Source organism: Stenotrophomonas sp. ZAC14D1_NAIMI4_1, from assembly GCF_003086775.1.
In the GTDB taxonomy this organism is placed as follows: Bacteria; Pseudomonadota; Gammaproteobacteria; order Xanthomonadales; family Xanthomonadaceae; genus Stenotrophomonas.
Window position 1 is genome coordinate 4280287 of the sequence record NZ_CP026001.1, and the last position, 12814, is coordinate 4293100.

Sequence of the window (12814 nt, forward strand, 5' to 3'; positions counted from 1 at the left end):
TGGCCGGCAGGATCCCAGGGTTGCCGGCCAGCGGCCGGCACTACCGGTTAATTGGGCGACACCAGCTTCAGGCCGATCACGCCGGCCACGATCAGGCCCACGCAGGCCAGGCGCGCCGGCGACGCACTGTCGTTGAACAGGAAAATGCCCAGCACCGCCACGCCCATGGCGCCGATGCCGGTCCAGATGGCGTAGGCCGTGCCGACCGGAATCGACTTCATTGCCTGGCTCATCAGGTACAGGCTGATCAGGGCCGACACCACGGTGGCAGCGGTGGGCAGCGGCTTGCTGAAGCCTTCGGAGTACTTCATCCCGAGCGCGAAGCCGATTTCGAACAGGCCGGCCAGCAGCAGATAGATCCAGGGCATGGGGGGGCTCCTCACCTTGTTGAAGAAAAACAAAACGGCCCGGTGTTTTCACACCGGGCCGTGGGTCGGTACATCACCGTGGAACTGCAAACTGCGCGAAAAGCGCGTTCCACGGGGCGGGTCGTCCCGCCTGGGTGGCGATGCCGGAGGGCATCGCGCACGGGTCTTACTCGGACAGGTTGCGGCCGTGGAACAGCTCTTCGATCTCGCGCTTGAGCAGCGCTTCGATCTTCATGCGTTCCTTGAACGACAGGTTCTTGGCCTTTTCCTCGAACAGGTACTGGTCCAGGTCGAAGTCCTTCAGGTGCATCTTCGTGTGGAAGATGTTTTCCTGGTAGACGTTGACGTCGAACATCTCGTAACGCGACTTGATGTTCTTGGCCAGGAAGTTCTGGATCGAGTTGATCTTGTGATCGATGTAGTGCTTCTTGCCCTTCACATCGCGGGTGAAGCCACGGACACGGTAGTCCATGATCACGATGTCCGATTCCAGGCTCTCGATCAGGTAGTTCAGGGCCTTCAGCGGCGAAATGACGCCACAGGTGGCCACGTCGATGTCGGCACGGAACGTCGCGATACCTTCCTGCGGATGGGTCTCCGGGTAGGTGTGGACAGTGATGTGGCTCTTGTCCATGTGCGCGACCACGGCATCGGAGATCAGCTCCTTGCCGGCCTGCTTCTTGTCGATCACCGGCTCTTCGGAGATCAGGATCGTCACCGAGGCACCCTGCGGATCGTAGTCCTGGCGGGCCACGTTCAGGATGTTCGCGCCGATGATCTCGGCGACATCGGTCAAGATTTGAGTCAGCCTGTCGGCGTTGTACTCTTCATCGATGTATTCAATGTAACGCTGACGCTCCTCTTCGGTGCGCGCGTAACACACGTCATAGATGTTGAAGCTCAGCGCCTTGGTGAGGTTGTTGAAACCCTGCAACCTCAGGCGAGGCAACGGCTTGACCACGGCGGTCGATTCCTGTGTAAGAAGGGAAAGGGTGAATTATGGGGCAAAGTGCCCCCGGGGGGAACGTGAAGAGCTCACGACTCTGGCACACTATTTGCCCTTAACAGGTGCGCTGGTTAAGCTCCGCCATCGAACCTGTGAATCCGTTCATGCGCAGAGGGAGCGCCCCTATCGTGTCAACCGTGCGCCTAGCTAGCAGCCCATTGGCCTTGGACATCGCCACAATCGACCGTTTCCTGGCTCACAGCCATCGGCGGCGATACCCCACCCGGACCGACGTCTTCCGCCCTGGAGACCCGGCGGGGACCCTGTATTACGTCATCAGCGGCTCGGTTTCGATCATGGCCGAGGAAGATGACGACCGCGAGCTGGTGCTGGGCTATTTCGGCGCAGGCGAGTTCGTCGGTGAGATGGGCCTGTTCGTGGAGTCGGACCGCCGCGAGGTGATCCTGCGCACGCGCACCGCCTGTGAACTGGCCGAGATCAGCTACGAGCGCCTGCACCAGCTGTTCCTGGGCCCGCTCTCGGCCGATGCCCCGCGCCTGCTGTACGCGCTGGGCCAGCAGATCTCCAAGCGCCTGCTCGATACCAGCCGCAAGGCCAGCCGCCTGGCGTTCCTGGACGTGACCGACCGCATCGTGCGCACCCTGCACGATCTGGCCCAGGAGCCGGAATCGATGAGCCACCCGCAGGGCAGCCAGCTGCGCGTCTCGCGCCAGGAACTGGCACGCCTGGTCGGCTGCTCGCGCGAAATGGCCGGCCGCGTGCTGAAGAAGCTGCAGACCGATGGCCTGCTGCATGCCCGCGGCAAGACCGTGGTGCTGTACGGCACCCGTTGAGAAAACCGTGTCCGCCGGCCATGGCCCGGCGCTACCACGAGGCACGCATCACCGTAGCGCCGGGCCATGCCCGGCGGATCGGCGGACGTGCGACATGCCATCGCACGCCCCGCACACGCGCATCCGCTAGGCTCGGTGCATGGAACTGAGCAGCGAATTCTGGTGGTTCATCCTCATCGGCCTGGGCGCACAGCTGGTCGATGGCGCATTGGGCATGGCCTTCGGCCTGGTGTCCTCGTCGGTGATGCTGGCCATGGGCATCCCGCCGGCACAGGCCAGTGCGGCCATCCACACCGCTGAAGTGTTCACCACCGGTGCCTCCGGTGTGTCGCACCTGGTCGCCGGCAATGTCGATAAACGCCTGTTCTTCCGCCTCGCCATTCCCGGCGCGATAGGCGGCGCGGTGGGCGCCTACGGCCTGACCCAGCTGCCCGGCGACGTGATCCGCCCGCTGATCTACCTCTACCTGCTGGTGCTGGCCATCATCATCCTGGCCCGTGCCGCCGGCCGGCTGATGCCCAAGGACGAGGTCAAGCGCGTGCCCGTGCTGGGCTTCGTGGCCGGCTTCCTCGATGCCAGCGGCGGCGGCGGCTGGGGCCCGGTGGCCACCTCCACCCTGCTCGCCCGCGGCGGCCAGGCGCGCACCACCATCGGCACGGTGAATGCGTCCGAGTTCGTGGTGACCCTGACGGTTTCAGCCACTTTCCTGATGTCGATGGGGCTGCATCACCTGCAGATCGTGGCCGGCCTGCTGATCGGCGGCATGATGGCCGCGCCGGTGGCGGCGCTGCTGGTGAAGCGGCTGAAAGAACGCTGGGTGCTGATCGCCGTGGGCGTGCTGGTGCTGGCCATCAGCCTGTTCCAGATCGGCCATGCGCTGTTCGGGTACCTGGGGCGATGAGCGTGCGCCGTGTTTGCCGGCCAGCGGCCGGCACTACCGGAACGGAGACGGGTAGTGCCGGCCGCTGGCCGGCAGATCCATCACCGTGCGATGGGCTCAGGCCTTCTCGCCACCGCGGTCCACGCAGCCCCAGTTGAGGATGCGGGTACCGGCCGGCAGCACGCGGCGGAAGAAGTCCACCTTGCCCGGCTTCGGGTTCACCACCACCGGGGCCTTGGCCGCCAGCAGCAGCGGCAGGTCGGCGGTGCTGTCGGAATAGGCAATGTCGATCTGCCCATAGCCGCGCTCGCGCAGCATGCGCATCTTCTCTTCGTTGTGGCAGTGCCGGGTCGGGCCAACCCCGCCCAGACGCGGACCGACCTCGGTGCCGATCACCGGCACGTCCTGGTGGGCCACGAAGGCCAGGATGGCGCGGGCCAGCTCCGGCGGCGCACCGGTTGCAACCACCACGCGGTCGCCCTTGGCCCGGTGCGCGGCGAACACCTCCAGCGCCTGCGGCAGCAGCTTGGCGCGCATCTGCGCCTCGTTGCGCAGCACGTAGGCGTCGATGACCTTGTTGAAGTCACGCGCGCGGTGCAGGCCGAAGCTGCCGATCCACACATAGACCGAAATGCCGGCACGGCGGGTCGGCAGCATCGCCACCATCGGCCCGGCGATGGGCGTGACCAGCAGCGCAGCCAGCATTCGCAGCGGGTTGCGCTTGATCAGCGAGGCGAACAGGTGGGTGCCCGAATCGCCGTCGTAGAGGGTGTGGTCGAAGTCGAAGACCACCAGCGGCGCATCCTCGCGCGGCGTTGGATAGTGCGTTGTCATGCCGCGAAGAATAGCTGACGCAGGCCCTCGCCCGGCTCTTCCACGCGCATGAAGGCCTCGCCGACCAGGAAAGCGTGAATGCCGGCGTCGCGCATCAGGGCCACGTCCTGCGGGCCGAGGATGCCGCTTTCGGTCACCAGCAGGCGGTCACGCGGCACCGCTTTCTGCATGTCCAGGGTGGTCTGCAGCGAAACTTCGAAGGTGCGCAGGTTGCGGTTGTTGATGCCGATCATCGGCGCCGGCACCTGCAGCGCGCGCTCCAGCTCGTCGATGTCGTGCACTTCCACCAGTACGTCCATGCCCAGCGACAGGGCCAGTTCGGACAGGGTGGCCAGCTGGGTGTCGTCCAGCGCGGCGACGATCAGCAGGATGCAGTCGGCGCCCAGCACGCGTGCCTCGTACACCTGGTAGGCGTCGATCACGAAGTCCTTGCGCAGCACCGGCAGCGTGCAGGCCTCTCGGGCCTGCTGCAGGTAGGCATCGGCGCCCTGGAAGAAATCGACGTCGGTCAGCACCGACAGGCAGCTGGCGCCGCCGAATTCGTAGCTGACGGCGATGTCGGCCGGGCGGAAGTCCGGGCGGATCACGCCCTTGGACGGGCTGGCCTTCTTCACCTCGGCAATGACCGCCGGGTCGCCGTTGGCCACGGCCGCCTGCAGGGCGCGCACGAAGCCACGGACCGGCGGGGCGCTGGCCAGGGCGGCCTGCAACGCCTCGAGCGGGCGCTGGGCGCGGCGCTGGGCCACTTCTTCGGCCTTGCGGGCCAGGATCGTCTGCAGGATGTCGCTCATCGTCGTCGGTTCAATGCGGGGGCGGTGAGGACGGCCATTATCGGCCATCGGGTGGGTCAGGCTGAACCGCGCGCTCAGGCAACCAGCGCGCGGGTGGTGTCAACGTACTGCTGCAGGCGCTGGCGGGCGCTGCCGTTGGCGATGGCGGCACGGGCGCGGGCCAGGCCGTCGCCGATGTCGCTGGCCACGCCGGCCACGTACAGGGCAGCGCCGGCATTGAGGGCCACGATGTCCAGCGCCGGCCCCGGGGTGTTGTCCAGCACCGCGCGCAGCATCTGGATGGACTGCTCCGGGCTGTCCACGCGCAGGTTGCGGCTGGCCGACATGGCGATGCCGAAGTCTTCCGGGTGGATCTCGTACTCGCGCACCTTGCCGTCGCGCAGCTCGCCCACCAGGGTGCCGGCGCCCAGCGAGATCTCGTCCATGTTGTCGCGGCCCCAGACCACCATGGCGCGCTCGGTGCCCAGCTCGCGCAGCACGCGCGCCTGGATGCCCACCAGATCGGGGTGGAACACGCCCATCAGCACCGACGGTGCGCTGGCCGGGTTGGTCAGCGGGCCGAGGATGTTGAAGATGGTGCGCACGCCCATCTCGCGGCGGACCGGCGCGACGACCTTCATCGACGGGTGGTGGATCGGCGCGAACATGAAGCCGATGCCGGTCTGTTCGATCGCGGCGGCCACCTGGGCCGGCTGCAGTTCGATGGCCGCGCCCAGCGCTTCCACCGCATCGGCGCTGCCGGACTTGGACGACACGCTGCGGTTACCGTGCTTGGCCACGCGCGCACCGGCGGCGGCGGCGACGAACATCGCGCAGGTGGAGATGTTGAAGGTGTGCGAGCCATCGCCACCGGTGCCGACGATGTCGACCAGGTGGGTGTTGTCGGCCACCGGCACCGCCAGCGCGAATTCGCGCATGACCGTGGCCGCCGCGGCGATCTCGTCGATGGTTTCCTTCTTCACCCGCAGGCCGGTGAGGATGGCGGCGGTCATCATCGGCGAGACGTCGCCGCGCATGATCTGCCGCATCAGGTCGACCATTTCGTCGAAGAAGATTTCGCGGTGCTCGATGGTGCGTTGCAGGGCTTCCTGGGGGGAGAAGCTCATGGGAATGCTCCTTGGATCAGGCCGCCGGGCGCTGCAGGAAATTACGCAGCAGGGCGTGGCCGTGTTCGGTGAGGATGGATTCGGGGTGGAACTGCACGCCTTCCACCGGGAACTGGCGATGGCGCAGGCCCATGATCTCTTCGATCGAGCCGTCCTCGTTCTCGGTCCAGGCGGTCACTTCCAGCGCGTCGGGCAGGCTGTGCTTGTCCACCACCAGCGAGTGGTAGCGGGTGGCCTGGTAACGGTCCGGCAGGCCGGCGAACACGCCCTTGCCTTCATGGCGGATGGGCGAGGTCTTGCCGTGCATGATGTTGCCGGCGCGGATGACCGTGCCGCCGTAGACCTGGCCGATGCCCTGGTGGCCCAGGCACACGCCGAGGATGGGCGTGGTCGGGCCCAGGCGCTCGATCAGTGCCAGCGACACGCCCGCTTCGTTGGGCGTGCACGGGCCGGGCGAGATGACGATGCGCTCGGGTTTCTGCGCGGCGATCTCGTCCACGCTCATCGCATCGTTGCGCACCACCTTCACCTCGGCGCCCAGCGTCTGCAGGTACTGCACGAGGTTGTAGGTGAAGCTGTCGTAGTTGTCGATCATCCACAACATGGTCAGGTTCCGTCGCTTATCAGGAAAATGGCGTACACGTTTTCGGTGTAGGTGATGGGGCCGGCTTCGACCGACTCGCGCAGGCGGGAGCCCGTGGCCTCGATGCTGTTCTGCGGCGCGGGCGGCGCGGGCGGAGTGATCATGTCGTCGGCGCGAGGCCAATTGCCAGCCTGCACGCCGTAGGCAAAGCTCGGCGCCACATCGGAGATGCTGTACAGGCCGCGCACCTTGGTTCCATAGGCCTTGGCCAGGCCCTGCGCGGACTCACGGGTACTGGCCGCCGCCTCACCCTTGAGTTCGCGGCGCAGCGCCACTTCACCCGAGTAGGTCGGGGCCATGCTGCTGACCTGTACGTTCTCGTTGGCCTTCAGCGCGCCCAGCACGTCCTGCATCGCCTTCACGCTGGCGAAGCTGGCACGCAGCTGGCGCGACACGCGGGTGCCAATGAAGACCTGCCGGTTCTGCTCGTAACGCGTCGCTGGGCCGATCCGCAGGTTGTCCGCACGCACGCTGCCCTCCACCGCCTTGTTCTGCTTGAACAGCGCCAGCACGCGGGCAACGTTGTCCTGCACGCGGCGGCGCGCCGCATCGGCATCCATGTCGGTCTCTTCAATGTTCAACTGCAGGCCGAACCGGTCCGGCATCACCGTGCGGGTGCCCTGCCCCTTCACCAGCAGATGCGGCTGCGAGGGAATGGTGTTGGCCTGCGCCCATGCAGACGGGGCCATCGTGGCCAGCAGCGACGACCACAGCAATGCGCTCAGCAGCTTCATGCGGTACTCCTTGTCTTGAACGGGAACAGCGGAAGGTGCCGCGGCGCGGGCCACGGCACGGGAAGGCTTACAGGCCCTTGGCGGCCTGGGCAACGGCACGGAACAGCGCGCGGCCCTTGTTCATCGTCTCGTCCCATTCCTTGTCCGGGTCCGAGTCGTAGACGATGCCGGCGCCGGCCTGCACGTACAGGCGGCCATCCTTGATGACGGCGGTACGGATGGCGATGGCGGTATCGGCATCGCCGTGCCAGCCGATGTAGCCGATGCTGCCGGCGTAGACATTGCGCTTGATCGGTTCCAGCTCGCGGATCACTTCCAGCGCGCGGATCTTCGGCGCACCGCTGACCGTGCCGGCCGGGAACGTGGCGCGCAGCACGTCGGCGTAGCTCAGGCCCGGCTGCAGCTGCCCGGTCACTTCGCTGACGATGTGCATGACGTGGCTGTAGCGCTCGATCACGAACTGCTCGCCCACTTCCACGGTGCCGGCCTTCGACACGCGGCCGGCATCGTTGCGGCCGAGGTCGATCAGCATCAGGTGCTCGGCGCGTTCCTTCGGATCGGCCAGCAGCTCGGCTTCCAGCGCCTGGTCCAGCTCGGGCGTGGCGCCACGCGGGCGGGTGCCGGCGATCGGGCGCACGGTCACTTCACCATCCTGCAGGCGCACCAGGATTTCCGGCGACGAACCGACCACCTGCAGGTCGCCGACATCGAGGAAATACATGTACGGCGACGGGTTCAGTGCACGCAGCGCGCGGTACACGTCCACCGGGCGCGCCTTGAACGGCACGCTCAGGCGCTGGCTCAGCACCACCTGGAAGATGTCGCCGGCGCGGATGTACTCCTTGCTGCGCTGGACCGCATCGACGAAGCCTTCGCGGGTGAAGCCGGAAATGAAATCGGATTCGTCCAGCACGTCGCTGGTCAGCGGCGCGGGATAGCCCGCACCCGGCGCACGCAGCTTGGCGGTCAGGGCATCCAGGCGGGCCTGGGCCTGGTCGAACGCACCCTCGACGCGCGGGTCCGCATGCACGATCAGGTACAGGCGGCCCTTGAGGTTGTCGAACACCGCCAGTTCGTTGGAATCCAGCAGCAGGATGTCCGGCGTGCCCAGCTCGTCGCGGCCGGCCGGCGGAGCCAGGCGCGGTTCGATGTAGCCGATGCACTCGAAGCCGAACCAGCCGACCAGGCCACCGGTGAAGCCCGGCAGGCCGTCCAGCTTCGGCACCGAGTGGGCGCTGCGCAGCGCCTCGACCTCGGCGAAAGGATCGGCCACTTCGCGGGTTTCCACCACCTGGCCGTCTTCACGCACGGTCAGGGTGTGGCCGTGGAAGGCATACACGCGACGTGCCGGCAGGCCGATGATCGAGTAACGACCAAAGCGCTCGCCGCCTTCGACGGATTCAAACAGGTAGGTATTGGGGCCGTCGGCGAGCTTCAGGTAGACCGAAAGCGGCGTGTCCAGGTCGGACAGCACTTCACGGACGACGGGGATATGGGTGTGGCCTTCAGCGGCCTGCTGCTGAAACTGAGCGAGCGAATTCAAGACGACTTTCCTTCCGGGACACAGCGTTATGGGGGCGGACGACGGCAACGGGCCACCATCGCCACCAACGGCGTGCGGAAGAAAGGGTATGCGGGGTCGTCAGGCTGGACACCCCTTGACTGTAACGCAGCTTGCCCGGGAGGGAAACCCTGTGAAACTGAACCACGGCAGGGCTGCGGTCGGTTGCGGGGGCCGGTGGCGGCAACCGGTAGAGTCGACTGTTAGTCGACTGACGCGCGCAGCGCGGGCATTTCCGCCGCTGATGGAAGAGCAGTCGACTAACAGTCGACTCTACCCAGTCGGTGCTACCCGGTCGACTCTAGCCCTGCCCCGCCAGCAGCTCGCAGTCGGCCGGCAGATGCATGCGCACCCGCCCGGCCACGCAGTCAATGCGGAAACGTTGCGCCTGCACCGGCTCGCCATCCAGGTTCAAGGTCAGCGCCTGCGGGGCGTCGATCTGCAGCCACGGCAGCTGCGCGCGGGTCGCCACCCGCTCCAGTGCCGCCTCCTTGCCACCGGTCAGCATCTGGCCCAGGGTCGCGGCCACCTCACCGTCCAGTTCGGGCACCACGGTCACGTCCAGCAGGCCGTCATCGATCAGCGCCTGCGGGCAAAGCTGCTGGCCGCCACCGGCCTGGCGACCGTTGCCGATGCCCAGCGCGATGAAACCGCCTTCCCAGCTGAAATCCGGGCCGGACAGGCGCGCAGAGATCGGTTCGATGCGGCCCAGCTTGGCAATGCCGGTGATGACGTAGGCCAGTCCGCCGAGCATTTTCTTCAGGCCAGCATCGGTTTCCACGGTGACCTGGGTCCCGAAGCCGCCGCTGGCCAGGTTGGCGCACCACCAGGGCGTGCCATCCGCCTCCACGCGCAGCAGGTCGATGGGCCTGGCCGGCACCTGCCCGATCAGGGCGAAGGCCTCCGAAGGTTCGGTGGGAATGCCGGCCGACGTGGCGAAGTCGTTGGCCGTGCCCATCGGCACCAGGGCCAGCGATGGCAGTGCGTCGGCCGGTTCATCGCGATGGGCAAGGGTTTCGGCGACCGCACTGAGCGTGCCGTCACCGCCGGCCGCCACGATCACATCCACGCCGTGGTCGATGGCTTCAGCCACGTAGCGTTCGGCGTCGCCTTCTTCCCACGTCACCCGCACTTCCAGCTGCACGCCCTGCCCGCGCCAGTGGCCGACGGCACTGCGCAGATCGTCATTGCCAGCGGATTTTCCGTTGAGTATCAGGCGCCAGCGCGGGGTGGTCATGCAGGTGCTTCCAGTGGGGGTGGCACAGGCTAGCAACCGCGCGTTCGCGGCCGGTGAAGCCTCCGTGTCATGCAGGTGTCATCGCCGACCCGGAACATGGAAGGCCATAGCAGGGACGACGGATGGAGGCAGGATCAGCCTCCCACGAATGCAGCAGGGCCGCGCCAGTGTTTGGCGCGGCCTTTTTTTTGCCTCAACCGTTGGCGAAATCGTGCAGCGCCTGGCCCTGCAGCCGGTACACGGTCCACTCGTCCTGCGGCTTCGCACCGGCAGCGGTGTAGAACTCGATGGCCGGGGTATTCCAGTCCAGCACCGACCATTCGAAGCGGCCGCAACCTTCGGCCACCGCCTGGCGCGCGATGTACTTCAGCAGCGCCTTGCCGGCGCCGGCACCGCGTTTTTCCTGGCTGACGTACAGGTCTTCCAGGTAGATGCCCTTGCGGCCCAGCCAGGTCGAGTAATTGTAGAAATACACCGCATAGCCGATGGCCTCGCCGCCGGCTTCGCAGATCAACGCGCGGGCAGTGGCATCGGCCCCGAACAGGCTCTCGGCGATGCCGGTTTCATCGGTCTGCACCGAATGCTCGGCCTTCTCGTAGATGGCCAGCTCGCGGATGAAATGCAGGATCAGGCCGGCATCGGCCACGGTGGCCGGACGGATGTTCAACACGGCCACCGTACTCATGGCTCAGCCCCGCGCCGCAGTGACATTCGCGCGCATCTGCGCGATCACGTCCTGGTAGCTGGTCTTGGCGTTGAAGATGGCCGAACCTGCGACGAAGGTGTCGGCGCCGGCAGCGGCGATCGCACCGATGTTGTCGGCCTTCACGCCGCCGTCGATCTCCAGGCGGATGTCCTTGCCGCTGGCATCGATCTTCTGGCGGACCACGCGCAGCTTGTCCAGCGCCGAGGGGATGAAGGCCTGGCCGCCGAAGCCCGGGTTGACCGACATCAGCAGCACCAGGTCCAGGTCATCCAGCACCCAGTCCAGGATGTCCACCGGGGTGGCCGGGTTCAGCACGATGCCCGGCTTGCAGCCCAGCGAACGGATCAGCTGGATGGTGCGGTGCGGGTGGCGGCTGGCCTCCGGGTGGAAGCTGATGTAGGTGGCGCCGGCCTCGGCGAAGTCCGGGATGATGCGGTCCACCGGCTCGACCATCAGGTGCACGTCGATCGGCGCGGTCACGCCGTGCTTGCGCAGGGCCTGGCAGACCATCGGGCCGATGGTCAGGTTGGGCACGTAATGGTTGTCCATCACGTCGAAGTGGACCCAGTCCGCACCGGCGGCCAGGACGTTGTCCACTTCCTCGCCCAGGCGGGCGAAATCGGCGGACAGGATGGACGGGGCGATGAGGCAGTTGGACATGGCCGGGGCCTTGGGGACGAGGGAAAGGGGTCAGCGCTTGCGCAGCGTCTTGATGCGGTCGTAGGCGGCGTTGATCCGCCGCGACTTCTGCTCGGCCTGCTGCTGCAGCTCGGGGGCCGCGCCGCCGAGCTTGTCGGGGTGGTACTGGGAAATGAGCTTGCGGTAGGCCCGCTCGACCTCGGCGTCGGTGGCCTCGGACGTCAGCCCCAGCTCGCGGTACGGGTTTTCCTTGTTCAGGCGGAACCAGTCCGAATCGAAGGCATGGCCGAGCAGCAGGCCGATGACCGCCCCGAACAGCGGATTGGGCCGGAACAGCAGGGCACCGGCGATGAAACCGAGCAGTTTTCCGTACCAGCGCATGGCGCTCCGGGGGCGGCCGACGAAATGGACGCTCATTTTACGTCACAGCGGGCCCGGACCGCTTTACACTAGGCCGCCCGCTGGTCAGCGGGCCCGCCGGGTCCGCTGGGCAGCCGTATCGACAACGCCCCAGGAGTGCCCGTGCCAACCACGCTGTTGCAATCCGATCTCCCCGGCCTGCCCTTGCGCCATCGCGGCAAGGTGCGTGATGTGTTCGATATCCCGCGCGAGCGGCTGCCTGCAGGGACCCCGCCGGGCGACTACCTGCTGATGGTGGCCACCGATCGCCTGTCGGCGTTCGATGTGGTCCTGCCCGACCCGATCCCGGGCAAGGGCGAGATGCTCTGCCAGGTCTCCAACTTCTGGTTCGCCAAGACCGCGCACCTGATGCCCAACCACCTGACCGGCATCGACGTGGCCAGCGTGCTGCCCGAAGGCGTGGACCCGGCCCTGTACGCCAAGCGCGCGGTGGTCACCCGCAAGCTGAAGCCGGTGCCGGTGGAAGCGATCGCCCGCGGCTACCTGATCGGCAGCGGCTGGAAGGACTACCAGCGCACCGGCAAGGTCAGCGGCATCGACCTGCCCGATGGCCTGCGCCAGGCCGAGCAGCTGCCCGAGCCGATCTTCACCCCGTCCACCAAGGCCGCCGTCGGCGACCATGACGAGAACATCGATTTCGATGCGATGGTCAAGCAGGTGGGCGCGGACCTGGCCGAGCGCGTGCGCGATGCCACCCTGCGCATCTACAAGTTCGCCGCGGACTATGCCCGCGAGCGCGGCATCATCCTGGCCGACACCAAGTTCGAGTTCGGCACCGATGCCGATGGCCGCCTGTACATCATGGACGAGATGCTGACGCCGGATTCCTCGCGTTACTGGCCGGCCGACGAGTACGAGGTGGGCACCAGCCCGCCGAGCTACGACAAGCAGTTCGTGCGCGATTACCTGGAGACGCTGGACTGGGGCAAGACCGCCCCGGGCCCGGCCATCCCGGCCGAAATCATCGAGCGCACCCGCGCCAAGTACGCCGAGGCGCTGCAGCGCCTGGCCGGCATCAGCGTCGACTGATGCCCCTGCGCCCCCGGCCGGTCTGGCCGGGGGCGTTCGCGCAGCCAGGCATGGCCTGGCTCTACT

Annotated in this window: 15 protein-coding genes; 3 read left to right on the top strand and 12 right to left on the bottom strand. The window is 66.9% G+C overall.

Features of this window, described 5'->3' with window-relative positions; translation table 11 throughout:
- Positions 1-47: 47 nt before the first annotated feature.
- Positions 48-368 carry a quaternary ammonium compound efflux SMR transporter SugE gene (gene sugE, locus C1927_RS19430; RefSeq protein ID WP_108747533.1) on the bottom strand — a complete coding sequence of 107 codons (321 nt, stop codon included), beginning with the start codon at positions 366-368 and terminating at the stop codon, positions 48-50.
- A gap of 166 nt (positions 369-534) precedes the next feature.
- Complete coding sequence (speD, locus tag C1927_RS19435) at positions 535-1329, bottom strand: adenosylmethionine decarboxylase (RefSeq protein WP_006473908.1); 795 nt, start codon at positions 1327-1329, stop codon at positions 535-537.
- A gap of 149 nt (positions 1330-1478) precedes the next feature.
- On the opposite strand from speD, the gene crp reads away from it, so the two are divergent.
- Both crp and C1927_RS19445 read left to right on the top strand, forming a co-directional pair.
- Positions 1479-2168 carry a cAMP-activated global transcriptional regulator CRP gene (crp, locus tag C1927_RS19440; RefSeq protein ID WP_079225401.1) on the top strand — a complete coding sequence of 230 codons (690 nt, stop codon included), beginning with the start codon at positions 1479-1481 and terminating at the stop codon, positions 2166-2168.
- Between the two features lie 139 nt (positions 2169-2307).
- Positions 2308-3069 (top strand): sulfite exporter TauE/SafE family protein, encoded by a 762-nt coding sequence (locus tag C1927_RS19445; RefSeq protein ID WP_108747534.1) that lies wholly within the window; start codon positions 2308-2310, stop codon positions 3067-3069.
- Between the two features lie 96 nt (positions 3070-3165).
- On the opposite strand, the gene C1927_RS19450 is transcribed toward C1927_RS19445, so the two are convergent.
- From C1927_RS19450 to C1927_RS19495, 10 genes are all read right to left on the bottom strand, one after another.
- Positions 3166-3882, bottom strand: a complete 717-nt coding sequence (locus C1927_RS19450) for a haloacid dehalogenase-like hydrolase (RefSeq protein ID WP_079223887.1) — start codon at positions 3880-3882, stop codon at positions 3166-3168.
- Positions 3879-4673 carry an indole-3-glycerol phosphate synthase TrpC gene (trpC, locus tag C1927_RS19455; protein ID WP_108747535.1) on the bottom strand — a complete coding sequence of 265 codons (795 nt, stop codon included), beginning with the start codon at positions 4671-4673 and terminating at the stop codon, positions 3879-3881. The genes C1927_RS19450 and trpC overlap by 4 nt, the downstream gene beginning before the upstream one ends.
- Positions 4674-4747: 74 nt before the next feature.
- Entirely contained in the window at positions 4748-5779 is a 1032-nt protein-coding gene (trpD, locus tag C1927_RS19460) for an anthranilate phosphoribosyltransferase (RefSeq protein ID WP_108747536.1), read from the bottom strand.
- Positions 5780-5795: 16 nt separating this feature from the next.
- Positions 5796-6383, bottom strand: a complete 588-nt coding sequence (locus C1927_RS19465) for an aminodeoxychorismate/anthranilate synthase component II (RefSeq protein WP_046983686.1) — start codon at positions 6381-6383, stop codon at positions 5796-5798.
- Between the two features lie 2 nt (positions 6384-6385).
- The gene (locus C1927_RS19470; RefSeq protein WP_108747537.1) at positions 6386-7156 is read right to left on the bottom strand and encodes an SIMPL domain-containing protein; all 771 of its coding nucleotides are present in this window, start codon (positions 7154-7156) and stop codon (positions 6386-6388) included.
- A gap of 67 nt (positions 7157-7223) precedes the next feature.
- On the bottom strand, positions 7224-8699 hold the full coding sequence (gene trpE, locus C1927_RS19475; RefSeq protein WP_079223899.1) for an anthranilate synthase component I: 1476 nt from the start codon (positions 8697-8699) through the stop codon (positions 7224-7226).
- Positions 8700-9018: 319 nt separating this feature from the next.
- Complete coding sequence (yegS, locus tag C1927_RS19480; RefSeq protein WP_108747538.1) at positions 9019-9954, bottom strand: lipid kinase YegS; 936 nt, start codon at positions 9952-9954, stop codon at positions 9019-9021.
- Between the two features lie 193 nt (positions 9955-10147).
- Positions 10148-10630 (bottom strand): GNAT family N-acetyltransferase, encoded by a 483-nt coding sequence (locus tag C1927_RS19485; protein ID WP_108747539.1) that lies wholly within the window; start codon positions 10628-10630, stop codon positions 10148-10150.
- A 12-nt stretch (positions 10631-10642) separates the two neighbouring features.
- A complete protein-coding gene (gene rpe / locus C1927_RS19490) occupies positions 10643-11320 on the bottom strand; it encodes a ribulose-phosphate 3-epimerase (protein WP_079223905.1) in 678 nt (225 codons plus the stop codon).
- A gap of 30 nt (positions 11321-11350) precedes the next feature.
- On the bottom strand, positions 11351-11680 hold the full coding sequence (locus C1927_RS19495) for a DnaJ domain-containing protein (protein ID WP_079223907.1): 330 nt from the start codon (positions 11678-11680) through the stop codon (positions 11351-11353).
- A gap of 141 nt (positions 11681-11821) precedes the next feature.
- On the opposite strand from C1927_RS19495, the gene C1927_RS19500 reads away from it, so the two are divergent.
- Positions 11822-12748: a phosphoribosylaminoimidazolesuccinocarboxamide synthase gene (locus C1927_RS19500; RefSeq protein WP_079223909.1), complete on the top strand. Its 927-nt coding sequence runs from the start codon at positions 11822-11824 to the stop codon at positions 12746-12748.
- Positions 12749-12814 lie beyond the last annotated feature (66 nt).